26 protein-coding genes and 1 tRNA gene are annotated in these 20,617 nt (G+C 66.2%); 10 read left to right on the top strand and 17 right to left on the bottom strand.

The annotated features are described in order from the left end of the window. Positions 1 to 68: 68 nt before the first annotated feature. Together ACRY_RS13035 and ACRY_RS13040 are read left to right on the top strand one after the other, a co-directional pair. On the top strand, positions 69 to 1,682 hold the full coding sequence (locus ACRY_RS13035; RefSeq protein ID WP_012039819.1) for an APC family permease: 1,614 nt from the start codon (positions 69 to 71) through the stop codon (positions 1,680 to 1,682). A gap of 90 nt (positions 1,683 to 1,772) precedes the next feature. Further along, on the top strand, positions 1,773 to 2,390 hold the full coding sequence (locus ACRY_RS13040; protein WP_012039820.1) for a pyridoxamine 5'-phosphate oxidase family protein: 618 nt from the start codon (positions 1,773 to 1,775) through the stop codon (positions 2,388 to 2,390). Between the two features lie 9 nt (positions 2,391 to 2,399). Here the strand turns inward: ACRY_RS13040 and ACRY_RS13045 are convergent, their stop codons facing one another. Both ACRY_RS13045 and ACRY_RS13050 read right to left on the bottom strand, forming a co-directional pair. Beyond that, on the bottom strand, positions 2,400 to 2,999 hold the full coding sequence (locus ACRY_RS13045) for a glutathione S-transferase N-terminal domain-containing protein (RefSeq protein ID WP_012039821.1): 600 nt from the start codon (positions 2,997 to 2,999) through the stop codon (positions 2,400 to 2,402). 120 nt (positions 3,000 to 3,119) lie between these two features. Further along, positions 3,120 to 4,181 carry a phosphotransferase gene (locus tag ACRY_RS13050; protein ID WP_012039822.1) on the bottom strand — a complete coding sequence of 354 codons (1,062 nt, stop codon included), beginning with the start codon at positions 4,179 to 4,181 and terminating at the stop codon, positions 3,120 to 3,122. 178 nt (positions 4,182 to 4,359) lie between these two features. Here ACRY_RS13050 and ACRY_RS13055 point away from each other — a divergent pair, with 178 nt between their 5' ends. The 3 genes from ACRY_RS13055 to ACRY_RS13065 are packed head-to-tail and all read left to right on the top strand — an operon-like array spanning position 4,360 to position 7,489. Beyond that, entirely contained in the window at positions 4,360 to 5,640 is a 1,281-nt protein-coding gene (locus ACRY_RS13055) for an acyl-CoA dehydrogenase family protein (RefSeq protein ID WP_007424433.1), read from the top strand. Beyond that, the gene (locus tag ACRY_RS13060; RefSeq protein WP_012039823.1) at positions 5,640 to 6,614 is read left to right on the top strand and encodes an NADPH:quinone oxidoreductase family protein; all 975 of its coding nucleotides are present in this window, start codon (positions 5,640 to 5,642) and stop codon (positions 6,612 to 6,614) included. Before ACRY_RS13055 ends, ACRY_RS13060 begins: the two co-directional genes overlap by 1 nt. Beyond that, positions 6,611 to 7,489 carry an SDR family oxidoreductase gene (locus ACRY_RS13065; protein WP_012039824.1) on the top strand — a complete coding sequence of 293 codons (879 nt, stop codon included), beginning with the start codon at positions 6,611 to 6,613 and terminating at the stop codon, positions 7,487 to 7,489. Before ACRY_RS13060 ends, ACRY_RS13065 begins: the two co-directional genes overlap by 4 nt. 7 nt (positions 7,490 to 7,496) lie before the next feature. Here ACRY_RS13065 and thiL read toward each other — a convergent pair whose 3' ends face one another. Genes thiL through rpiB form a run of 9 tightly spaced genes read right to left on the bottom strand, consistent with a single transcriptional unit; the run spans position 7,497 to position 14,458 of the window. Further along, complete coding sequence (gene thiL / locus ACRY_RS13070; protein ID WP_012039825.1) at positions 7,497 to 8,435, bottom strand: thiamine-phosphate kinase; 939 nt, start codon at positions 8,433 to 8,435, stop codon at positions 7,497 to 7,499. A gap of 1 nt (position 8,436) precedes the next feature. Beyond that, positions 8,437 to 8,934: a transcription antitermination factor NusB gene (nusB, locus tag ACRY_RS13075; protein ID WP_007423605.1), complete on the bottom strand. Its 498-nt coding sequence runs from the start codon at positions 8,932 to 8,934 to the stop codon at positions 8,437 to 8,439. Further along, positions 8,931 to 9,413 (bottom strand): 6,7-dimethyl-8-ribityllumazine synthase, encoded by a 483-nt coding sequence (gene ribH / locus ACRY_RS13080; protein ID WP_007423604.1) that lies wholly within the window; start codon positions 9,411 to 9,413, stop codon positions 8,931 to 8,933. Before ribH ends, nusB begins: the two co-directional genes overlap by 4 nt. Further along, positions 9,410 to 10,537 carry a 3,4-dihydroxy-2-butanone-4-phosphate synthase gene (gene ribB, locus ACRY_RS13085; RefSeq protein ID WP_012039826.1) on the bottom strand — a complete coding sequence of 376 codons (1,128 nt, stop codon included), beginning with the start codon at positions 10,535 to 10,537 and terminating at the stop codon, positions 9,410 to 9,412. Before ribB ends, ribH begins: the two co-directional genes overlap by 4 nt. Beyond that, a complete protein-coding gene (locus ACRY_RS13090; protein WP_012039827.1) occupies positions 10,537 to 11,151 on the bottom strand; it encodes a riboflavin synthase in 615 nt (204 codons plus the stop codon). The genes ribB and ACRY_RS13090 overlap by 1 nt, the downstream gene beginning before the upstream one ends. Before the next feature lie 3 nt (positions 11,152 to 11,154). Continuing rightward, positions 11,155 to 12,246: a bifunctional diaminohydroxyphosphoribosylaminopyrimidine deaminase/5-amino-6-(5-phosphoribosylamino)uracil reductase RibD gene (gene ribD / locus ACRY_RS13095; protein WP_012039828.1), complete on the bottom strand. Its 1,092-nt coding sequence runs from the start codon at positions 12,244 to 12,246 to the stop codon at positions 11,155 to 11,157. 2 nt (positions 12,247 to 12,248) lie between these two features. After that, positions 12,249 to 12,704 carry a transcriptional regulator NrdR gene (gene nrdR / locus ACRY_RS13100; RefSeq protein ID WP_007423352.1) on the bottom strand — a complete coding sequence of 152 codons (456 nt, stop codon included), beginning with the start codon at positions 12,702 to 12,704 and terminating at the stop codon, positions 12,249 to 12,251. A 6-nt stretch (positions 12,705 to 12,710) separates the two neighbouring features. After that, positions 12,711 to 14,009, bottom strand: a complete 1,299-nt coding sequence (glyA, locus tag ACRY_RS13105; RefSeq protein WP_012039829.1) for a serine hydroxymethyltransferase — start codon at positions 14,007 to 14,009, stop codon at positions 12,711 to 12,713. Continuing rightward, the gene (rpiB, locus tag ACRY_RS13110; RefSeq protein ID WP_012039830.1) at positions 14,006 to 14,458 is read right to left on the bottom strand and encodes a ribose 5-phosphate isomerase B; all 453 of its coding nucleotides are present in this window, start codon (positions 14,456 to 14,458) and stop codon (positions 14,006 to 14,008) included. The genes glyA and rpiB overlap by 4 nt, the downstream gene beginning before the upstream one ends. 149 nt (positions 14,459 to 14,607) lie before the next feature. On the opposite strand from rpiB, the gene ACRY_RS13115 reads away from it, so the two are divergent. The 5 genes from ACRY_RS13115 (at position 14,608) to ACRY_RS13135 (ending at position 17,006) form a co-directional block, all read left to right on the top strand. Continuing rightward, positions 14,608 to 14,684, top strand: a tRNA-Arg gene (locus ACRY_RS13115). Positions 14,685 to 14,710: 26 nt separating this feature from the next. Beyond that, on the top strand, positions 14,711 to 14,896 hold the full coding sequence (locus ACRY_RS13120) for a Trm112 family protein (protein WP_007423349.1): 186 nt from the start codon (positions 14,711 to 14,713) through the stop codon (positions 14,894 to 14,896). Next, positions 14,893 to 15,255, top strand: coding sequence for a gamma-butyrobetaine hydroxylase-like domain-containing protein (locus ACRY_RS13125; RefSeq protein WP_012039831.1), 363 nt, complete (start codon positions 14,893 to 14,895; stop codon positions 15,253 to 15,255). Before ACRY_RS13120 ends, ACRY_RS13125 begins: the two co-directional genes overlap by 4 nt. Before the next feature lie 147 nt (positions 15,256 to 15,402). Further along, the gene (locus tag ACRY_RS13130) at positions 15,403 to 16,338 is read left to right on the top strand and encodes a tetratricopeptide repeat protein (protein WP_007423347.1); all 936 of its coding nucleotides are present in this window, start codon (positions 15,403 to 15,405) and stop codon (positions 16,336 to 16,338) included. A 14-nt stretch (positions 16,339 to 16,352) separates the two neighbouring features. Further along, on the top strand, positions 16,353 to 17,006 hold the full coding sequence (locus ACRY_RS13135) for an LON peptidase substrate-binding domain-containing protein (protein WP_012039832.1): 654 nt from the start codon (positions 16,353 to 16,355) through the stop codon (positions 17,004 to 17,006). 7 nt (positions 17,007 to 17,013) lie between these two features. On the opposite strand, the gene ACRY_RS13140 is transcribed toward ACRY_RS13135, so the two are convergent. The 6 genes from ACRY_RS13140 to ACRY_RS13165 form a co-directional block, all read right to left on the bottom strand. Next, positions 17,014 to 18,084 carry an EscU/YscU/HrcU family type III secretion system export apparatus switch protein gene (locus tag ACRY_RS13140; RefSeq protein WP_081432887.1) on the bottom strand — a complete coding sequence of 357 codons (1,071 nt, stop codon included), beginning with the start codon at positions 18,082 to 18,084 and terminating at the stop codon, positions 17,014 to 17,016. Between the two features lie 40 nt (positions 18,085 to 18,124). Continuing rightward, entirely contained in the window at positions 18,125 to 18,904 is a 780-nt protein-coding gene (locus ACRY_RS13145; protein ID WP_007423344.1) for a flagellar biosynthetic protein FliR, read from the bottom strand. 2 nt (positions 18,905 to 18,906) lie between these two features. After that, positions 18,907 to 19,173 carry a flagellar biosynthetic protein FliQ gene (locus tag ACRY_RS13150; protein ID WP_012039834.1) on the bottom strand — a complete coding sequence of 89 codons (267 nt, stop codon included), beginning with the start codon at positions 19,171 to 19,173 and terminating at the stop codon, positions 18,907 to 18,909. 75 nt (positions 19,174 to 19,248) lie between these two features. Beyond that, positions 19,249 to 19,551, bottom strand: coding sequence for a flagellar hook-basal body complex protein FliE (locus tag ACRY_RS13155; protein ID WP_007423342.1), 303 nt, complete (start codon positions 19,549 to 19,551; stop codon positions 19,249 to 19,251). Then, positions 19,551 to 19,955 carry a flagellar basal body rod protein FlgC gene (gene flgC / locus ACRY_RS13160; protein WP_007423341.1) on the bottom strand — a complete coding sequence of 135 codons (405 nt, stop codon included), beginning with the start codon at positions 19,953 to 19,955 and terminating at the stop codon, positions 19,551 to 19,553. Before flgC ends, ACRY_RS13155 begins: the two co-directional genes overlap by 1 nt. A gap of 16 nt (positions 19,956 to 19,971) precedes the next feature. Beyond that, positions 19,972 to 20,352, bottom strand: coding sequence for a flagellar basal body rod protein FlgB (locus ACRY_RS13165; RefSeq protein ID WP_007423340.1), 381 nt, complete (start codon positions 20,350 to 20,352; stop codon positions 19,972 to 19,974). Positions 20,353 to 20,617 lie beyond the last annotated feature (265 nt).

Genomic DNA, 20,617 nt, shown 5'->3' on the forward strand with positions numbered 1-20,617 from the left:
ACAAGCGCAGACATTAGCTCAAAAACCGGATTAGGGTTTTGACATAAACTCTAATGGGGGCACGTATAATGGCTGAAGGAACCGGAGTTAAACTCAAGCGCGACGCAGGCGTGATCGGCCTGCTGTTCGCAAGTCTGGGAGGTATCATCGGATCGGGCTGGCTGCTGGGCCCGTTGAACGCGGCAAAGATTGCCGGTCCGTCGGCGATCATCGCATGGGCCATCGGCGGCTTTGCCGTTCTCTTGCTGTCTTTTGTCTATGCCGAGCTGGCGACCGCATTTCCACGGGCCGGCGCGGTGATCGCATTCCCGAAACTGTCCCACGGCAATCTGATGGCCACGGTGCTCAGCTTCGTGGTGTTCCTGGGATACGCCTCTGTCGCGCCGGCGGAAGCGTCCGCCGTGATCACGTACGGCAGCAACTACGTTTCGGGTCTCATCGACAAGGCTGGCGTGCTGACCAGCGAAGGCTTCATTGCCTCGGCCGTGCTCCTCGCCATCTTCGCGATCATCAACACCCTGGCCATCCGCATTGTGCTTGCCATCAACAGCGCGCTGACCTGGTGGAAACTCGCCATTCCGGTGCTCACGATCCTTGTTTTCGTCATCGTGGGGTTCCACGGCGCGAATTTCAGCTCTCATCGCTTTGCTCCTGGCGGAGCCTCCGGCATATTCTCGGCGGTCGCAACGTCGGGTATCGTCTTCTCCTATCTGGGCTTCCGCCAGGCCGTCGAACTCGCTGGCGAATCAAGCAATCCGCGCCGAAACCTCCCGATCGCGATCGTCGGGTCGGTCGTCATCGGCCTCGTCATCTACATGGGCCTGCAAATCGCGTTCATCGGCGCGCTCAACCCCAGCGATATCGCGAATGGCTGGGCCAAGGTCACCTTCAAGGGGGCGTTCGGTCCGTTCGCCGGCCTGGCCTCGTTGATCGGCATGGGCTGGCTGGCGGTTCTCCTCTACATCGACGCATTCATCTCGCCGTCCGGGACGGGTATCATCTATTTCACCACCACGTCCCGCGTGCTGTATGCGACCGGCAAGGAAGGATTGCTGGGCGGCAACACGTTTGCGCGGCTCTCTGTCGCCGGCGTGCCGATTGTCGGGGTGATCGTGTCTTTCCTGGTCGGCCTGCTGTTTCTTGTTCCGTTCCCGTCGTGGCAGGGCATCGTCACGTTCATCTCCTCGGCAACCGTGCTGTCGTATGGCACGGGCCCCGTCGTGCTCATGACGCTGCGCAAGACCATGCCGGTCGACAAGTACAAGCGCCCCTACCTGCTTTCCGGCGGCATGCTGATTTCCGCGGTGGCCTTCATCATCTCGAACTTCATCATCTTCTGGAGCGGCTCCTCGACGGACACCTTCCTGTTCGAGCTCATCCTGGCGTTCACGGTGATCTATGTCGGCTATGAGGCGATTGCCGGCGTCGGGTTGAGCAATCTCCACTGGAGCGGCGCGTGGTGGCTTGCGCCGTATTTCTTCGGCATGTGGCTGATCACCTATCTCGGGCCGAAGGGCCTCACCGGCGGAACCGGAGCGCTCGGACAGGTTGCGGCCTCGGTCATCCTGATCGTCTTCAGCCTTGTCATCCTCGTCATCGCCATGAATTCGGGCATTCCCGACCCGGAAGAGGCGAAAGCCACGATCCTCGCCGGCGAACCGGAAATGTTCGGGGCCGAGTAAGGGCAATCGGCGGCGGGCGGATGACCTCCGCCCGCCTTCCTGTTCCGGGGTGGGGTTTTCAACCGGCTGAAGCGGACCAGATTTCCGCCCATGACCGGATCGAACACCCCACCCCTTCCATTTCAGGACGAAGATCCCGCCCATCATCCGGCCGCGGATTTCATCTCTGCCGCGCTGGCCCGCCTTGCCAGCGGCGCGCGCGGCCGGCGCAGCGATTTCCATGTCATCGGCATTGCGACGCTGGGTGCCGATGGCGCGCCGCGCCTGCGCTCCGTCGTGCTGCGCAGCTTCGAGCCACACAGCGTCCGGCTCACCTTCCACACCGACTCGCGATCCGCGAAGTTCGCCGAACTCTCCCGTGACCGGCGCGCCGCCATCCTCGCCTACGATGCCGGAGCGAAGCTGCAGATCCGGATCGAGGGGCAGGTCGACCTGCACAGCGACGATGCGGACAGCGCTGCGGTCTGGCGCGGCCTGCCGGATGGCGCCCGTCAAATCTACCGCGGCGCGCGAGCGCCGGGCATGCGGGCCGAACCGCGCGTGCTCGATGAAACGATCGGCGAGGACGAAGCCGAGCGGCACTTCACCGTCTGCCGCCTCACCGCATCGATGATCGACGTGCTGTATCTGCGCGCCGCCGGCCATCGCCGCGCCATCGGCGTGACGGACGGCGCGGGCGGGCTGGCGGCGCACTGGGTCGCCGCCTGACCGGTTCGCTCAGGCCGCCGGCGGCTCGGTCCGGGCGATGGCCGGTTCCTTGCCGAAGGCGGCGAACCAGGCGGCGAGGCCAGGGCAGGACTTCCGCCACTCCCGTGCCGCGCAACGGAAATCAAGATAACCAAGCGCGCAGGCCACCGCGATCGACCCGATATCGAGCATCCGGCCCGGCGGATCCTGTTCGAGCATCGCAAGGGTCCGGTCGATGGCGTGCATCTGCCGCTCGATGAAGGCCTCGCGCGCGGCTTCCCTCGGCTTCATGCTCTCCATCCGGGCGCCGACCGCGGCATCGAGAATGCCGTCGCCCATCGCCTGGTAGCGCAGCGCCACCCATCTGGCCGACCCGCTGGCAGGAAACAGCGGCAGCGCATCGCCGATCTGGTCGAGGTATTCGCAGATCACCCTGCTGTCGAAGAGGGCCACGCCCTCGTCATTGACCAGACAGGGCACCTTGGAGAGCGGATTGTTCGCGATCAGCGCCGCGGGGCTTTCGTGCGGATTGGTCGGGATCAGTTCGATCCTCCGGTCGATGTCGCGGGCAATCGCGCAGGCCATCACCTTGCGGACATACGGGCTGGTCGGGGAGTGGAAGAGCTTCATGCGTCGGAACCTTTCCTGGGCGGAGCCATCATGAAATCGGCGCGCTGGCGCCGTTGCCACCGAGGCGGATAGCGCCCCCGTGCGCGGGGAGGCAAGCGCCGGAGACGGGCACGCCCCGCCTCAATCCCCGCGCACGATGTTCCAGCCGGTCTTGGCGACCTGCAGGAACACGTCATGCATGCGATGCGCGCGCTGGTCGGCCGCGTTGCCGGCCAGCGCGCGGGCATAGACGCCCTCGACAATGGCCGCCGAGCGGAACAGCGAGAAGCCCATGAAGAACCGCCAGTTGTCGATCCGCTCGCGCCCCGTCCGCCGGCAATACAGCTCCAGCGCCTCGGCCTCGCTCATCAGGCCGAGTTCCGCGAGATCCACCCCCTGGTAGCCCGCCATCGCCGGGCCGGAGCCGGGCGGCAGATGATAGGACATGCAGCAATACGCGAGATCCGCGAGCGGGTGGCCGATGGTCGAAAGCTCCCAGTCCAGCACGGCGACGATCCGCGGCTCGGTCGGGTGGATCATCATGTTGCCGAGCCGGAAGTCGCCATGCACGATCGCACTCTCGTCGCGCTCGGGAATGTTGGCGCGCAGCCAGGCGATCAGGTCGGTCATCGGCGCGAAGTCCTCGGTCTTCGAGGCTTCGTACTGCTTCGTCCAGCGCTCGATCTGGCGGGCGACATAGTGGTCCGGCCGGCCGAAGCCGGTCAGGCCCACCGCGTTGTAGTCGACCTTGTGCAGCGCCGCGATGGTCTCGAAGATCTGCCGATGGATGGCGCCGCGCTCCTCCGGCGCAAGCCCGGGCATCATCACGTCGTGAAACACCCGGCCCGCCACGTGACCCATCACGTAGAACTCGGTGCCGATCACCGCGGCATCGGTGCAGTAATGCAGCATCGGCGCCACCGGCACGTCGGTCGCGGCCAGCGCGCACTGGATGCGGAATTCGCGGTCGATCTGGTGCGCCGAGGGCAGCAGGGTTCCCGGCGGCTTCTTGCGCAGCACATAGTTCCGGGCCGCCGTCTCGATCAGGTAGGTCGGGTTCGACTGCCCGCCCTGGAACTGGCGGATCGTCGCCGGTTCCGCGAATCCCTCGACATGGCCGGCCAGGTAGGCGAACAGCCTCGCCTCATCGAGCCTGTGCTGTGGCAGCATCTCGACAAGTCGCGGCTGGCTTTCCGTGCTCATCCGGTTCCCTCCTCCCGATCGCGCCGGAAAATCGGGGGCAGGCGGCGCGCTGTCAAGCGTCATTGCCCCAGCCGTATCGAGCCTGCCGCTTGGGGGACTTGCATAACCCGCGCGCACCTCGCACAGTTGGGTCAAACAGACGGCTCAGCAGAATCAGAACAGCGAGGAATATGCTACCATGGAGTTCCGTTATTCCGCCAAGACCGAGGCGCTGCGCCAGCGCGTTGCCGACTTCATGGCCGAGCACATCTATCCGAACGAACAGGCGCTGTTCCACACCGCCCACACCCAGGCCAACCAGTGGAAGCCGCTGGAGCTGCTGCAGGAGATCAAGCAGAAGGCGAAGGCGGCGGGGCTGTGGAACCTGTTCCTCCCCGAATCCGAGCATGGCGCCGGGCTGACCAACGTCGAATACGCGCCGCTCGCCGAAATCATGGGCCGCTCGCCCTTCGGCCCGGAAGCCTTCAACTGCTCCGCCCCCGATACCGGCAACATGGAAGTGCTGACCCGCTACGGAACACCGGAGCAAAAGGAAGCCTGGCTGAAGCCGCTGCTCGCCGGCGAGATCCGTTCCGCCTTCGCGATGACCGAGCCGCGCGTCGCATCCTCGGATGCGAAGAACATCGAGACCTCGATCCGCCGCGAGGGCGACGAATACGTCATCGACGGCCATAAGTGGTGGACCTCCGGCGCGCCCGACCCGCGCTGCCGCATCCTCATCGTGATGGGCCAGTCCGACCCCGAGAACCCCGACCCCTACAAGCGCCAGTCGATGATCCTGGTGCCCTTCCCGCATCCGGGTGTGACGATGAAGCGCGCCCTGCCGGTGTTCGGCGATGTGGATGCCCCGCACGGCCATGCCGAGATGATCTTCGACAAGGTGCGGGTGCCGGCCGCCAACATGCTGCTCGGCGAGGGCCGCGGCTTCGAGATCGCCCAGGGCCGGCTCGGGCCGGGACGCATCCATCACTGCATGCGCTCGATCGGGGTGGCCGAGCGGGCGCTGGAGCGCATGGTCCGCCGGCTCGAAAGCCGCACCGCCTTCGGCAAGCCGGTCATCGAGCAGAGCGTCTGGCGCGAGCGCATCGCCGAAAGCCGCATCATGATCGACCAGGCCCGCCTGCTCACCCTCAAGGCCGCGCACATGATGGACACGGTGGGCAACAAGGAAGCCCGCGCCGAGATCGCGATGATCAAGGTCGTCGCCCCCAACGTCGCCTGCAAGGTGGTCGACTGGGCGATCCAGGCCTTCGGCGGCGGCGGCGTCGCCGATACCTGGCTCTCCTCGGCCTATGCGCACCAGCGCACGCTGCGTCTGGCCGACGGGCCGGACGAGGTGCATCGCGACCAGCTCGCCCGGCTTGAACACCGGCGCTACCGCAACACCGATCCGGCACGCACGGGCGGCTATCCGAATGTGCTGATCGCGGACGGGCTGTCCGAGCCGGGCCAGGCCTGATGCGCGCGATCCGCTGCGAGGAATGGGGCGGGCCGGAGACGCTGCGCCTGCGCGACATCCCCGATCCCGTCCCGCAGAAAGGCGAGGTGCTGATCCGGATTCACGCCGCCGGGGTGAATTTCCCCGACGTGCTGATCATCCAGAAAAAGTACCAGGTGCAGCCCGAACTGCCCTTCACCCCCGGCGCCGAAATCGCCGGGGAGATCGAGGCGGTCGGCGAGGGCGTCACCGGCTACAAGCCTGGTGGCCGCGTGCTCGCCCTCTGCTCGACCGGCGGATTTGCGGAAAAGATCGCGCTCGACGCGCATCGCTGCGTGCCCATACCGGACAGCGTTTCGTTCGAGGTCGCCGCCGGGCTGATGCTCGCCTTCGGCACCTCGCACCACGCCGTCGTCGACCGCGGGGAACTCAAGCCCGGCGAGACGATCCTGGTGCTGGGTGCCGCCGGCGGCGTCGGCCTTGCCGCGGTGGATATCGCCAAGGCCAAGGGTGCCAGGGTGATCGCCGCCGCCTCGTCAGAGGAAAAGCTCGAGATCTGCCGCGCGCATGGCGCCGACGCCACGATCAATTACGGCACCGGGGACCTGCGGGCCGCGATCCGCGAACACACCGGCGGCAAGGGACCGGACGTCATCTTCGATCCCGTGGGCGGGCACCTGGCCGAGCCGGCCTTCCGCTCGATCGCCTGGCGCGGGCGCTATCTGGTGATCGGCTTCGCCGAAGGCACCATTCCGTCCCTGCCGCTCAACCTGCCGCTGCTCAAGGGCGCGTCGCTGGTCGGCGTGTTCTGGGGCGAGTTCGCCCGCCGCGAGCCGAAGAACCAGATCCGGATGATGGAAGACCTGTTCGCCATGCTGGCGCGCGGCGAAATCCGCCCGCTCGTGTCGAAAACCTACAGCCTCGACCAGACGGACGAGGCGCTGCGGGACATGGCGGCACGCCGCGTCACCGGAAAGATCGTGATCCTGCCATGAAAGAGTTCAGCAACCGGGTTGCCGTCATCACCGGCGCGGGCAGCGGCTTCGGCCGCGAATTCGCCCGCATCGCCGCCGCCCGCGGCATGCGCCTTGCCCTCGCCGACATCCAGCCCGACGCGCTGGAGGCCATCGCCGCCGAACTGCGCGCGGCCGGCGCCGAGGTGCTGGCCGAACGCGTCGATGTCAGCAACGCCGAAGCGATGGAGCGGTTCGCGGATGCGGTGTTCGCGCAGTACGGCAACGCCCATCTGCTCTTCAACAATGCCGGCGTCGGCGGCGGCGGGCTGCTCTGGGAGCACTCGGTGCGCGACTGGCAATGGGTGCTCGGCGTCAACCTCTGGGGCGTGATCCACGGCGTGCGCTGCTTCGTCCCGCGCATGATCGCCAACGGCGACGAGGGCCACATCGTCAACACCGCCTCGGTCGCCGGGCTGATCTCGGCACAGACCATGGGCGTCTATAACGTCTCCAAACACGGTGTCGTCACGCTGTCGGAAACGCTGTTCCAGGATCTGCGGATTTCCGGATCGATCCTCGGCGTGACCGTGCTCTGCCCCGCCTTCGTCGATACCGGCATCAAGGATGCGGCGCGCAATCGCCCGGCCGAACTCGCCAACGACGCGCCGCCGACGGCCAGCCAGCGCCTGGCCGAGGAGCAGACCCGCAAGGCGGTCACCTCGGGGCGGATCGGCGCGCCGGAGGTTGCGGCCAGAACCTTCGAATGCATCGAAGAGGGACGCTTCTACTGCCTGACGCATCCGAAGATTCTCGGCGCGGTCGAACTGCGGATGCAGGATCTCCTGAACCAGCGCGACCCGAGCGACCCGTTCTCGCTCAAGCGGGAGGTCGCCTTCAAGGCGCCGCAGAACTGACGCTTCGTCAGAAATGTTGCCAGCCGGTTCGCGCCAGCGTGACCGGCCGGCCATCCTTGTCCACCGCCGTCACCGCGGGCGCCCCCGCCACGAAATGGCCGATCCGCGTGAGCGGCGTGCCGGCGCAGGCCTGCCGCAACTCGTGGTCCGATCCGGCCGGGGCGGCGATCAGCAATTCGTAATCGTCGCCGCCGGTGAGGATCGTCTCCCGCCAGGCGGGTCCCGCCGCCCGCGCCGCCGGCGAGAGCGGAACGCGGTCCGCCTCGATCACCGCGCCGCAGCCCGATGCTCGGCACACATGGCCGAGATCCTGCACCAGCCCGTCGGAGACATCGATCGCGGCATGAACGAGACCCGCGAGCGCTAGGCCGATGCGGGGCTCGGGCAGCAGGCGGCGCGCGCGGAACTGGCCGGTCGGATCGGCGATCTCGCCGCGCGCGGCATGCAGCCCGAGCGCCGCATCGCCGATCGTGCCGGTGACGTAGAGCGCGTCGCCCGCAACCGCCCCACCGCGCCGCAGCGCCGCCCCGGGCTCGACACTGCCGATCATGGTGATCGACGTCATCACCGGACCGGGCGTGGACGAGCTGTCGCCCCCCCAGAGCGGCAGGCCGAACCGTGCCTGGTCGGCGGCAAGGCCTTCGGCAAACGCCGAAAGCCAGGTCTCGGGCGTGTCGGCGCGCAAGGCGGTCGTAAGCAGGTATCCCTCCGCCCGCGCGCCCATGGCGGCGAGATCGGAAAGATTCCGGCGCATCAGCTTGCGGGCGACCAGATCGGCGGGATCATCCGGCAGGAAGTGCACGCCCTCGATCATCTGATCCACCGTCAGCACGGCCTGGCGCCCGGCCGGCGGCGTCCAGAGCGCGGCATCGTCGGCCAGGCCGAGCGCTTCCGCCGAGGCGAGCGGCGCGAAATACCGGGCGATGCGGCCGAACTCGCCGCTCACTTCATGCCCTGACGGGGTCGGTGAACTCGCCTTCGCGCAGCGTGCGGGCAATCCGGTCGAGCACGGCGTTGCCCATCTGCACCGCATCGCCTTCGAGGAAGCCGTGCGCCACGTCGAGATATTCGTTGATGACGACCCGCGCCGGCGGCCCGTCGGTCATCCACAGCTCGGCGCCAGCGGCGCGCAGCAGGGCTCGCAGCACCGGATCGAGCCGCGGCATCGGCCAGGCTTCGGGCAGCACGCCGGCGATCAGCGGGTCGACCACGTCCTGCTGCGCCGTCGCGGTGCGGACGATGCGCGAGAACAGCGGCACATCGGGCGGCGGAACCTCGCCTTCCTCGACGCCGAGCATCCCCGCCATCCGCCCGAAACGGTGGCGGACGAACTGGTCGATCACGGTTTCGGCCGTCTCGCCGGCATGCTCGCACTGGTAGAGCGCCTGCACCGCCGCGGCGCGGGCGAGCGTGCGCGGCCGCGCCTTGCTTCCCGCCGGTTTCATGCCGCCCCCAGACGACGCGCGAGGGCGATCTGCCGCAGACAGGCCGATGCCGCCTCGGCCCCCTTGTTCGATCCGGTCTCGGCCGAGCGCGCCTCCGCCTGAGCCAGGGTATCGACGGTCAGCAGCGCCGTCCCGAGCGGCGCCGCATAGTCGATCGCCACCTGCATCAGCCCGTTCATCGCCGAATCGCAGATGAAATCGTAATGGTCCGTCTCGCCGCGCACGACGCAGCCGAGCGCCACATAGCCATCGTAGCGCGTCCGCCCGCGCAGCGCGATGGCGAGCGCCTGCGGCAGCTCGAACGCGCCGGCGACGTCGACCGTCTCGACCGTCGCATTCGCCCGGCCGAGGAGCAGCACCGCCGCATCCGTCATGCCGTCGACGATCTGCCGGTAATAGGGCGCGCGGATCAGCAGGATGCGCGGCGCCGGGCCAGGCACATCCGGCACCTCGGCTTCAGGGGCATCGGCCGTGCTCATGGCTTCGAAGGCTCCTCGATCGGCAGTTGCTCGACAATGTTGAGCCCGTAGCCTTCCAGCCCGACCACGGCGCGCTTGTGGTTCGAGAGCAGCACCATGTCGCGCACGCCCAGATCCGCGAGGATCTGCGCGCCCACGCCATAGTCGCGCAGCACGGCGCCGGTGCGCGCCCCGCCGACGATCTGCCGCAACCGCGAGGAGACCGCATCGGGCCGCGCCTCGCGGATGAGCACGACGACCCCGCGCCCGGACTGGGCGATCTGCGCCATCGCCCGGCGCAGGTCGCGGATATGGTCGCCGCCCAGAATGTCGTCGATCGTGCTGATCGCGTGCATCCGCACCAGCACGGGCTCGTCGGCGGCAATGTCGCCCTTGATGAGAGCGACGTGCTCGACCTGGTCGATCGTGTTCTCGAAGACGACGCTGCGCCACTGATGCCCCGCGCCATCCGTGATCATTCCATCGCCCGCGCGGCGGACCAGCTTCTCCATCCGCCGGCGATAGGCGATCAGATCGGCGATCGTCCCGAGCTTGAGATTATGGTACTGCGCGACCGAGACGAGGTCCGGCAGCCGCGCCATCGTCCCGTCCTCGTTCATGATCTCGCAGATCACCCCGGCCGGCGTGAGGCCGGCGAGGCGGGCAATGTCCACCGCCGCCTCGGTATGACCGGTGCGGACCAGCGTGCCGCCGTCCCGCGCCATCAGCGGAAAGATGTGGCCGGGCGAGACGATGTCCGCGGCGCCGCATTCGGGATTGATGGCGACCGCGATGGTCCGCGCCCGGTCGGCCGCGGAAATCCCGGTGGTCACCCCCTCGCGCGCCTCGATCGAGACCGTGAAGGCGGTTTCGTGGCGCGACCCGTTCGACTGCGCCATGAGCTTGAGCCCGAGCGTCTCGCAGCGCGCGCGGGTCAGCGCGAGGCAGATCAGCCCCCTCGCGTGCCGGGCCATGAAATTCACGGCGTCTGGCGTCGCGAACTGGGCGGGGATCACGAGGTCGCCCTCGTTTTCCCGGTCCTCGTCATCCACCAGGATGAACATCCGCCCGGCGCGCGCTTCCTCGATGATCTCCTCGGCCGAGGCAAGGTATTGCTGCAGCGATGCGGTCTTGAGCTGATCCATCAGGCTACCTCCGCCAGCCGCGCGACATAGCGGGCCAGCATGTCGATTTCGATATTCACCGCATCGCCGACCGCCAGCGTGGCGAAATTGGTGTGCGTTTCCGTGTGCGGGATGATGTTCACCCCGAATTCAGTGCCGTCAACCTCGTTCACCGTCAGCGAGACACCGTTCACCGCAACGCTGCCCTTCGGCGCGATGAAGCGGGCCAGTTCCCGCGACACCCGGAAGCGCCAGCGCGTCGAGCCGCCCTCCGGCCGCATCGACACCACCTCGCCCAGCCCGTCGACATGGCCGGAGACGACATGGCCGCCCAGTTCGTCGCCCATGCGCAGCGCGCGCTCGAGATTGATCCTGGTGCCGGTGCGCCACGCGCCGAGCGTGGTCTTCGACAGCGTCTCGCCGGAAACCTCGACGGCGAACCAGTCCGGCCCGCGCTCGACCACCGTGAGGCAGCACCCCGAACAGGCGATCGAGGCGCCGAGCGCGACCTCGCCGATCCCGGCCCAGTCGGGATTGCCCGCCGGCACGCCGATGACGAGACGCGTATCGCTGACGCTGTCCGCCGGGCGCACGTCGCGCACATCGCCAACCCCGGTGATGATCCCGGTGAACATCGTTCAATCCCTCCGATAGCGCGTGCGGATGTCGCCGCCGCAAACCGACGCGTCGATGCGCGTGAAACGCGCCGCCCGGCCCAACTCCTCCACACCGAAGCCGGCCACCGCGCCGATCCCGTCATCGCCGATCACGACCGGGGCGGTGAACCACTCCAGACGGTCCACCAGATCGGCACGGATCAGCGCCGCCGCAAGAGTGCCGCCGCCCTCGGCCAGCACGCGGGTCAGCCCCGCCGCGCCCACCACCGCGAGCGCCGCCGCAAGGTCGATCCCCACCGGGGCGGCGGGAACCTCGAACAGCCGGGCGCCGAGATCGAGCAGCGCCGCGCGCCGGGCCGGGTCGGCGCCGTCGCGATGCACGATCCAGAGGGGGTGGTCCGCGGCCCCGCGCACCAGCCGCCCGTCGAGCGGGATCCGCAAATGCGAATCGACGATCAGGCGGATGACCGGCGTGCTGCGGAAGCCCTCGAGGCGGCAGGTCAGTTCCGGATCATCGGCCAGCACGGTGCCGACGCCGACCATCACGGCGTCATGCGTCCCGCGCAACGCGTGCGCCGCCTGGCGGGCCGCCGCACCGGTGATCCACTGGCTGGCGCCGGTGCGCGTCGCGATCTGCCCGTCGAGCGAGGTCGCGAGCTTCAGCGTCACCAGCGGCCGCCCCTCACGGATGCGCTTGCAGAACCCCGCATTGATTTCCGCGGCCTCGGCACCGCCAATTCCCTCGACCACCTCGAGTCCCGCCTCGCGCAGGCGGGAGAGGCCCGCGCCGTTGGTCCGCTCGTCCGGGTCGGTCATGGCGACGACGACGCGCGCGATGCCGGCCGCGACCAGCGCATCGGCGCAGGGCGGCGTCCGGCCGTGATGGGCGCAGGGTTCGAGCGTGACATAGGCGGTGGCGCCCCTTGCCGCGTCGCCCGCCGCGGCAAGGGCTTCGGTTTCGGCATGCGGCCGCCCGCCTTGCGCCGTGCGGCCACGCCCGACCACCCGCCCGCCGCGCACGATCACGCAGCCGACGGTCGGATTCGGCGCGGTCTCGCCCAGGCCGCGCCGTGCGAGCGCGAGGGCCGTCCGCATATGCGCGAGATCGTCCATGCCTATTTCGATGGGTCCATCGTACCCAGGAAGGCCTTGAAATCCTTGGCTTCCCGGAAATCGCGATAGACCGAGGCGAAGCGCACATAGGCCACCGCATCGACCTCTTTCAACGTATCCATCACCAGCTCGCCAATCTCGCTGGACGGAATTTCCGCCTCGCCCGAGGCTTCCAGCTTGCGGACGATGCCGTTGACGATCCGCTCGATCCGCTCGTCATCGACGGGTCGCTTGCGCAGCGCGGTGCGGATCGAGCGGGCCAGCTTGTCACGATCGAACGCGACCCGCCGCTGATCGGCCTTCACCACGACCAGCTCGCGCAGCTGCACGCGCTCGATCGTGGTGAAACGCTGGCTGCACTGCGGGCAGAAGCGCCGGCGACGGATGGCGGCGCCATCCTCCGTCGGCCGGCTGTCCTTGACCTGGGTATCGGCCTCGCCGCAGAACGGGCAGCGCACGCTTTTTTACCGGTAGATCGGGAACCGGGCGCAGAGCTCCAGCACCTTGGCGCCCACCGCCGCCTCGACGGCGGCGTTGTCACCGTCGTTCGATGCGGAGAGCCCGTCCAGCACCTCGACGATGAAACGGCCGACCATACGGAACTCGTCGGGTCCGAAACCGCGCGTCGTCGCCGCCGGCGTGCCGAGGCGAATGCCGGAGGTGACCGCCGGCTTCGCCGGGTCGAACGGAATCGCGTTCTTGTTCGCGGTCATGTGGGCGCGCTCGAGCGAGGCTTCCGCCGCCTTGCCGGTCACGTTCTTCGGGCGGAGATCCACCAGCATGAGATGGCAGTCGGTCCCGCCGGTCACGATATCGAGACCGCCCTCGACCAGCGTTTCCGCCAGCACCTTGGCATTTTCGGCCAGCGCCTTCTGGTAGGCGCGGAATTCGGGGCGGAGCGCCTCGCCGAAGGCGACCGCCTTCGCCGCGATCACATGCATCAGCGGGCCGCCCTGCAGGCCGGGGAACACCGCCGAGTTGATCTTCTTGCCGAGGTCGAGGTCGTTGGAGAGGATCATGCCGCCGCGCGGGCCGCGCAGGGTCTTGTGCGTCGTCGTGGTAACGACATGCGCGTGAGGCACCGGCGAGGGGAAGATCCCGGCCGCGACGAGCCCGGCGAAATGCGCCATGTCGACCATGAAATAGGCGCCGACCTCGTCCGCCACCTTGCGGATGCGGGCAAAGTCGATGAAGCGCGGATAGGCCGAGCCCCCAGCGATGATCAGCTTCGGCTTGCGCTCGCGCGCGAGGCGCTCCAGCTCCTCGTAATCGAGGGTGCCATCCTCGCGCTTCACGCCATACTGCACGGCGTCGAACCACTTGCCGGACAGGTTCGGCGCCGCCCCATGGGTCAGATGGCCGCCGGCGGCGAGGCTCATGCCCAGAATCGTGTCGCCCGCGTTGAGCAGGGCGAGGAACACCGCCTGGTTGGCCTGCGCGCCGGAATGCGGCTGGACATTGGCGAAGGCGCAGCCGAACAGCTCCTTCGCGCGCGCGATCGCCAGTTCCTCGGCGATATCGACCGCCGCACAACCGCCATAGTAGCGCTTGCCGGGATAGCCTTCGGCGTATTTGTTGGTCAGCACCGACCCCTGGGCCTCGAGCACGGCGCGGGAGACGATATTCTCGGAGGCGATCAGCTCGATGCCGTCCTGCTGGCGGCCGAGTTCGCGGCCGATCGCCGCCGCGAGATCAGGATCGGTCTCGGCGAGAGGGGCATTGAAGAAGCGCGAGATGTTCGCGATCGGGCTCTGCTGGTTCATGTTTTCGGCTCCGGGGTCAGTTTGGCGAGCCTCTTCTCGTGCCGGCCGCCTTCGAATTCGGTGGTCAGAAACGCATTGAGCGCGTCCAGCGCGACCATTTCGCCGGTCAGCCGGGCACCCAGGGCGAGGATATTGGCATTATTGTGCATGCGCGAAAGGCGCGCCTCGGTTGCATCATGGGCCTGCGCGCAACGAACGCCGGTGTGGCGGTTCGCCGCGATCGCCATGCCGATGCCGGAACCGCACACAAGGAGGCCGAAACGGGCCGATCCGGCCTCGATCCGCATGCTCACCTCATGCGCGATATCGGGATAATCCACGCTCGCGGCCGAATTCGTGCCGCAATCGATCACCGCCCAGCCGGCGGCGCGCGCGGCCTCTGCCAGCCGGTCCTTCAATTCGAACCCCGCATGGTCGGCGCCGACCACCAGTGTCATGTTTTCGCTCATGGCGGGGCCTTAGCACGCCCGGCCCTGGCGCGAAACCGGATTTGCGCCAAGCGATGTCGCACTGGCTGGCCGCGAATGGCGTGCATGGGGCACAACCGCGTTATGGGGTTGCGGGATCGCCGCCGATCCGCTAATTCGCCCTCCACGGCGGACCCGTAGCTCAACTGGATAGAGCACCAGACTACGAATCTGGGGGTTAGGAGTTCGAGTCTCTTCGGGTCCGCCAGTCCCCGCCGCAGAGGATGCCCGCCAATGGCCGATCCGGCGCCGATCGACCCCCGCCTTCTGGAAATCCTGGTCTGCCCGCTCACCAAGGGGCCACTGATCTATGATCGCGAGGCCGGGGAACTGATCAGCACGAAAGCCGGCCTCGCCTTCCCGATCCGGGACGGCATCCCGATCATGCTGGTCGACGAAGCGCGCCAGATCGACCCGTGACCGCGCCGGAACCGACCGAAATCCGCCTGCGCCGGGCCGAGCGGGTGCTCGAGATCACCTTCGCCGATGGCGCTCACTTCGAGCTTTCGGCCGAATATCTCCGCGTCGAGAGCCCGAGTGCCGAAGTGCAGGGCCACAGCCCGTCAGAGCGGCAACTGGTCGCCGGCAAGAAGGCGGTGGGCATCTCCCGCCTCGAGCCGAACGGCAACTACGCGGTGCGTATCACCTTCGACGACGGGCACTCCACCGGCATCTATTCCTGGGACTATCTTCACAGGCTGGGGCGCGAGCAGGATCAGCGGTGGACCGCTTATCTGAAGGCGCTCGACGCCGCGGGCCTCTCCCGCGATCCCGGCTGATCCCGCGCCGCGCGGACGGCTTGCACACATCCCTTTGGCTCACAAGGCGGCCGCTGATCGCCGGTCCGGGGGCATCCATGCGTCCGACTGGCTTGCGCGGGCGCGGTTGACTATCATCTAGGGAGTCATAGCAACGGATCAGCGACCATGGATCATTTCACCGACTCGGACGCACGGCGCCCAACAGGCGCGGACGCCGCAATCATCGAGGGCAGCCAGACCACGTTCATGGCCGATGTCGTCGAGGCATCGAGAAAGGTCCCGGTTCTGGTCGATTTCTGGGCTACCTGGTGCGGTCCCTGCAAGACGCTGACGCCGACGCTCGAGAAAGTCGTCCGCGCCTATGGCGGCAGGATCAGGCTGGTCAAGATCGACATCGACGAGAACCGCGCGCTCGTTCAGCAGCTTTCGAGCCTCGGGTTGCCGTTGCAGTCGGTGCCGACCGTCGCCGCATTCTGGCAGGGACAGATCGCCGATCTGTTCCAGGGCGCCCTGCCGGAAAGCGAGGTGCGCCGGTTCGTCGACGCGCTGCTCAAGCTGGCCGGCTCCTCGGCACCCTCGGCAGACCTGATCGCTCAGGCCCGCAAGGCGATGGAGGACGATCAGCCGGAGCAGGCCGCCGCCCTGTTCAGCGCCGCGCTCGATGAGGACCAGAACCGCCCCGAGGCCTGGGCCGGCCTCGTGCGGGCGCTTGTCGCCCTCGGCGCGGATGAGAGGGCCGAGGCCATCCTGGCCGAGGTCCCGCAATCCCTCGCCGAGCACGCGGAGATCCAGGCGGCAAAGACGGCGGTTTCCGTCGCCCGCGAAGGCCGCATGGCCGCCCGCCAACTGGCCGAACTCCAGGCCAGGCTTGCCGCGGATCCGAACGACCACGACACCCGGTTCGCTCTCGCTGCCGCCCTCAACGCCACCGGCGACCGCACCGGCGCCGCCGAGGCCCTGCTCGACATCATGCGACGTCAGCGCAACTGGAAGGATGACGCGGCCCGACTTCAGCTTCTCAAGTTCTTCGACGCCTGGGGCGTCGATGACGCCGACACGATGGCCGCCCGGCGCAAACTCTCGGCCCTGCTGTTCAGTTGAGTTCACTCTTCGGCATGTCGGGGACGTCCGCACGGTTCGAGGGCGTCCCGGAGATCTTTCCGATCTTTCCACTGACCGGGGCCGTGCTGTTTCCGGGCGGGCGTCTGCCGCTGAACATTTTCGAGCCGCGCTATCTGGCCATGGTCGACGACGCGATGGCCGCGGGGCGAATGTTCGGCATGATCCAGCCGCTTCCCGACACACCGCGAACCGCGAACGGGCCGGCCATCTATCGCCTCGGCTGCCTCGGCCGCATCACGGCCTTCAGCGAGACGGATGACGGACGCTATCTCATCACCCTGACGGGTCTCGTTCGCTTCGAGGTCGTCGAGGAAGCGGAAATGCGGCGCGGCTACCGCCGGGTGCAGGGCGATGTGTCCGCATTCCGCGATGATTTCGCGATACAGTCGAATGGCGCCATCGGAGCCCCTCCCCTCGTTTCACGAGAGCTGCTGACCGGCGCGCTACGACGCTATTTCGAAGCGATCGGCGTCGATGCGAACTGGGATGCGATCAATGAAATCTCGGACGATGCGCTGATTGTCACCCTGTGCATGGCGTGCCCGTTCAGCCCGATCGAGAAGCAGACACTTCTCGAAGCCCGGACCGACGCAGAACGTGTGCGATCGTTGCTGGCGATCCTTGAGATCCACTCCCGTCGTTCCTGATCGACGTTCAGATCCGCGACATCTGCCGCTCCGCAAGCTTCCAGATATAGGCGATGATTTCGGCCACCGCCCGGTAATGCTCGGGCAGGATCTCGGTTTCAACATCCTGCTGGAACAGCGCCCTGGCGAGCGGCGGATTTGCCACGATCGGAATGCGGGCCTCGCGCGCAAGATCCCGGATCCGCGCCGCCCGCTCATCTGCGCCCTTGGCGACGATCTTCGGCGCTTCCGCCTGGCCCGCACGGTATTCCAGCGCAACCGCATAATGTGTCGGGTTCGTAATGACGACGGCCGCCCGGGCCATCGCCACGTTGAGGCTTCGTTTGGCAAGGGCACTCCGCGCCGCCTTGATCCGCGCGCGAACGTGCGGATCGCCATCCGTTTCCTTCTGTTCGTCCTTGACTTCCTGCCGTGACATTTTGACTGAAGTCGAAAAGCGGTTGCGCACCAACACGAAGTCGACTGCGCCCGAAACAACCTGAATCATGACGGCCGCAGACAGAATGGCAACGATCGAACCAAAGATCGCCGCAAGAAGCGTCTTTTCCGAACCGAGCAGCATCGCCTCCAGGCCGTGGAGCCTTGCGTCCATGACGACATAAAGCGCTGCACCAATCGCCGCCAACTTGAGGATGGACTGTCCGGAAGCGGCGAGGTTTGGAGTCCCAAACAGTTTGCCGATGCCGGCAAGCGGGTTCAACCTGGCGAAGTTCAGGCCAATCGCCCCCCAGTTCGTCCTGAAGCCGGTCTGCAGGAGCGATACGACGATTGCCGATAGTGCAATCGCGCCTGCAAACGGAATGAAAACGCCGAGCGATGCCATTCCAGCCTGCCATAAGGCGCGGCTGAGACCGGCCCCACTGTCGACCGTTGCAGCCCTGGTGAAGGCGCTCGCAAGCGTATTCGCAAGGCGTTCGGCGGAAGACGGCAGCACACCGATCATCACCGCAAGGGCAACACCGAGACTGGCCAGTGTCGCCACTTCCCTGGACGTTCCGGGCCCCTGCTCGTCCAACGCCTTCGCAAGGCGCGTTGGCGTCGCAGCTTCGGTCCGATCTTCCTTGTCTTCAGCCGCTATGACACGACCTCATGCGATATCACGGATTCCGGCCTGCATCTCACCAGCTCGCGTAAGCATGCAGAAGCGGCAGCATCGCATCCTGCCAGACAGTGAGCATCGGGGAGGCGAGGATCGCGAGCAGAAACATGCCGCCAAGCAGCTGCAGCGGGGCGGCAACGAAATAAACCTGCATGCTCGGGGCGACCTTGGACATCAGTCCAAGACCGGCTTGCCACAGGAGACCGATGAAGAGAAAGGGCGCGGCAAGATGCAAGGCCGTCACGAACTCTGCCGACACGGCCCGGACAGCGAAGCCGAGCAGCAGCCCCGCCGGGGGAAGGTGAGCGCCAATGATTGTCGACGTCAGCGGGATTACCCGGAACGACCGGATTATGGCGAGGACCGGCAACATAAAAAGACCGGTGGTGAACACTACAGCCGGCAACATGACGCTCAGGGCATTCGCCACCAGCGTGCTGTTCGGACCAATCTCGACATTCGGCAGCAACACGCTGGACAGGCCCATCTGATAGGAAATAATCTGTCCCGCTACGGGCAGGCTCAGCATGATCGCCGCCGTGAGCCAGCCGAGAGATAGCCCGACAACGATCTCACGAAGAACCAGAAACACGAAAACCGGAATCGAGGATGGAACGCCAATCGTACCGGAGACGATCAACGGCGCCACGATTGCCGTAAGAGCGATCGACAGCCCGATGCGTATCTGCGGCGGCGCATTCCCCGCCCCCATGAAGGGCAGCGCCATGACTAGACTCGAAATTCTGATGAAAATCAGCAACGGCCCGAAAACCATATCGGCAAGGCCGTGCGGAAACATGATCAGCCGACGTGAATCATGGCGGTGAATATCTCGTGCGCGAACTGCGATAACGTACCGAGCAAAAAACTGCCCATGATCATCAATGTTCCGGCGACGGCAGCCATCTTTGGCAAAAAGACAATGGTCGCCTCGTTGATTTGCGTCACCGCCTGCAGCAGCGATATCACGACGCCCGCCACGAGCGCGGCGAGCAAAGGCGGCGCCGATAGTTGCGCCGCAACAAGAAATGCCTCGTGGAGCGACGTGATGACCGCTGGATCAGTCATGCCGGGAACCGCAAGCGATGCCGGACCGCCGCTCCTTTTGTCTGCCAATCGTCGCTGAAGCACCACCGCCCATGATCAGATCGGCATGCTCATGATCGATTGATAGGCCTGGATCAGACGATCACGGATGGCAACGGTCGTCTGCAACGCAACCTGAGCCTGGGCAACAGAGGCAACGACATGGGTAAGGTCTCCCTTTCCCATCAAACCGGAACTGGCTGCCTGCTCCGTCGACGCGCTCTGATGAATTGCGCTCGTGATGACGTTCGACATGTAATCGCCAAAGCTGGGCGAACCGGCCGCGCCCGTGCCGGCAGCGCGACCATAGGCAGAGATTGCATTGGACGGATTTACGAGAGCCGAGATCGTTCCGGACATCAGATCAGCCCCAGCGTGCGGGTCATCATGCCGCGCGTGGCATTCATGACGGAGAGATTGGCATCGTAGGAACGCTCGGCCTGCTGCATGTCCATGAGTTCCACCAGACTATTTACGTTTGGCAACTTGACGTAGCCCTGGGCGTTGGCCGCGGGATTGGAGGGATCGTATTTCATTGGGAATGGCGCCGTGTCCTTGCCGATATTCGCAACCTGCACCAGGTCAGTGCCGGTGGTCTGGCTAAAGACGTCCTGGAATGAGATGGTCTTTCGCTGATATGGATTGCTGCCCGGCGTCGAGCCCGTGCTGTCCGCGTTGGCCAGATTCTGCGCGATGACCTGCAGCCGCGCATCCTGCGCTGACAGTCCCGCAGCCGTAATGTCGAGTGTGGTACCGAATTTCATTATAGTTCCTCGGATTTTACGGGTTGGGACCAAGCGCCGTAGTGAACATGCCAAGATAGGTCTTGTAGATATTCACTGCATATTGCTGGTTGATCTGGGTTCCGGCGACCGCCGCGAGCTGACTTTCAAGCGAAACCGCGTTTCCATCGGGCGCGCGTGCCGCGACGGTGGCGGTCTCCGTGCCAACGGATTGACCGGAGGATGACGGAATATCGAGGGCATTCGTCGTGGCCAAGGCAAGATTGCCAGTGCCGTTCAGCGTATCCGAGAACGCAACCGGCATTCTGGACACATATCCTGGGGTATCGATATTCGCTATGTTTTGCGCCAATACCGATTGCGATTGCGCCAGATAGACCAGCCGATCGGCGGCGAGGCCGATAAGATTCAAGGTCATTTTGCCCTCCGAAACCGGAAGGATGATGCCTTTGAAAAGTTAAAATTCCGTCAAGGATAATGGGCATTAATTTTTTTATTTCTGCGAACCCGACACGCGGGTTCAATGAAATATTAATCTTTTTCCGGCTTTCTTCCGCAGACCGACCTGCCGCCGATTCGGACGAAGCCAGGTCGGCGGGATCAGATCCGGAGACTGCTGCAGAATGGGCATGGCAGGAATAGAGCACGTTGTTATCGCGCTGGGGGTCGTCTTGCTCCTGATT

Origin of the sequence: Acidiphilium cryptum JF-5 (assembly GCF_000016725.1) — a bacterium.
Lineage (GTDB): Bacteria > Pseudomonadota > Alphaproteobacteria > Acetobacterales > Acetobacteraceae > Acidiphilium > Acidiphilium multivorum.

Excerpts from the sequence above, each read along its gene's own strand:
- ACRY_RS13035 (WP_012039819.1), top strand. The coding sequence starts at position 69 with ATGGCTGAAGGAACCGGAGTTAAACTCAAGCGCGACGCAGGCGTGATC.
- ACRY_RS13040 (WP_012039820.1), top strand. The coding sequence starts at position 1,773 with ATGACCGGATCGAACACCCCACCCCTTCCATTTCAGGACGAAGATCCC.
- ACRY_RS13045 (WP_012039821.1), bottom strand. The coding sequence starts at position 2,999 with ATGAAGCTCTTCCACTCCCCGACCAGCCCGTATGTCCGCAAGGTGATG.
- ACRY_RS13050 (WP_012039822.1), bottom strand. The coding sequence starts at position 4,181 with ATGAGCACGGAAAGCCAGCCGCGACTTGTCGAGATGCTGCCACAGCAC.
- ACRY_RS13055 (WP_007424433.1), top strand. The coding sequence starts at position 4,360 with ATGGAGTTCCGTTATTCCGCCAAGACCGAGGCGCTGCGCCAGCGCGTT.
- ACRY_RS13060 (WP_012039823.1), top strand. The coding sequence starts at position 5,640 with ATGCGCGCGATCCGCTGCGAGGAATGGGGCGGGCCGGAGACGCTGCGC.
- ACRY_RS13065 (WP_012039824.1), top strand. The coding sequence starts at position 6,611 with ATGAAAGAGTTCAGCAACCGGGTTGCCGTCATCACCGGCGCGGGCAGC.
- nusB (WP_007423605.1), bottom strand. The coding sequence starts at position 8,934 with ATGAAACCGGCGGGAAGCAAGGCGCGGCCGCGCACGCTCGCCCGCGCC.
- ribH (WP_007423604.1), bottom strand. The coding sequence starts at position 9,413 with ATGAGCACGGCCGATGCCCCTGAAGCCGAGGTGCCGGATGTGCCTGGC.
- ribB (WP_012039826.1), bottom strand. The coding sequence starts at position 10,537 with ATGGATCAGCTCAAGACCGCATCGCTGCAGCAATACCTTGCCTCGGCC.
- ACRY_RS13090 (WP_012039827.1), bottom strand. The coding sequence starts at position 11,151 with ATGTTCACCGGGATCATCACCGGGGTTGGCGATGTGCGCGACGTGCGC.
- ribD (WP_012039828.1), bottom strand. The coding sequence starts at position 12,246 with ATGGACGATCTCGCGCATATGCGGACGGCCCTCGCGCTCGCACGGCGC.
- glyA (WP_012039829.1), bottom strand. The coding sequence starts at position 14,009 with ATGAACCAGCAGAGCCCGATCGCGAACATCTCGCGCTTCTTCAATGCC.
- rpiB (WP_012039830.1), bottom strand. The coding sequence starts at position 14,458 with ATGAGCGAAAACATGACACTGGTGGTCGGCGCCGACCATGCGGGGTTC.
- ACRY_RS13120 (WP_007423349.1), top strand. The coding sequence starts at position 14,711 with ATGGCCGATCCGGCGCCGATCGACCCCCGCCTTCTGGAAATCCTGGTC.
- ACRY_RS13130 (WP_007423347.1), top strand. The coding sequence starts at position 15,403 with ATGGATCATTTCACCGACTCGGACGCACGGCGCCCAACAGGCGCGGAC.
- ACRY_RS13135 (WP_012039832.1), top strand. The coding sequence starts at position 16,353 with ATGTCGGGGACGTCCGCACGGTTCGAGGGCGTCCCGGAGATCTTTCCG.
- ACRY_RS13145 (WP_007423344.1), bottom strand. The coding sequence starts at position 18,904 with ATGTTTCCGCACGGCCTTGCCGATATGGTTTTCGGGCCGTTGCTGATT.
- ACRY_RS13150 (WP_012039834.1), bottom strand. The coding sequence starts at position 19,173 with ATGACTGATCCAGCGGTCATCACGTCGCTCCACGAGGCATTTCTTGTT.
- ACRY_RS13155 (WP_007423342.1), bottom strand. The coding sequence starts at position 19,551 with ATGTCCGGAACGATCTCGGCTCTCGTAAATCCGTCCAATGCAATCTCT.
- flgC (WP_007423341.1), bottom strand. The coding sequence starts at position 19,955 with ATGAAATTCGGTACCACACTCGACATTACGGCTGCGGGACTGTCAGCG.
- ACRY_RS13165 (WP_007423340.1), bottom strand. The coding sequence starts at position 20,352 with ATGACCTTGAATCTTATCGGCCTCGCCGCCGATCGGCTGGTCTATCTG.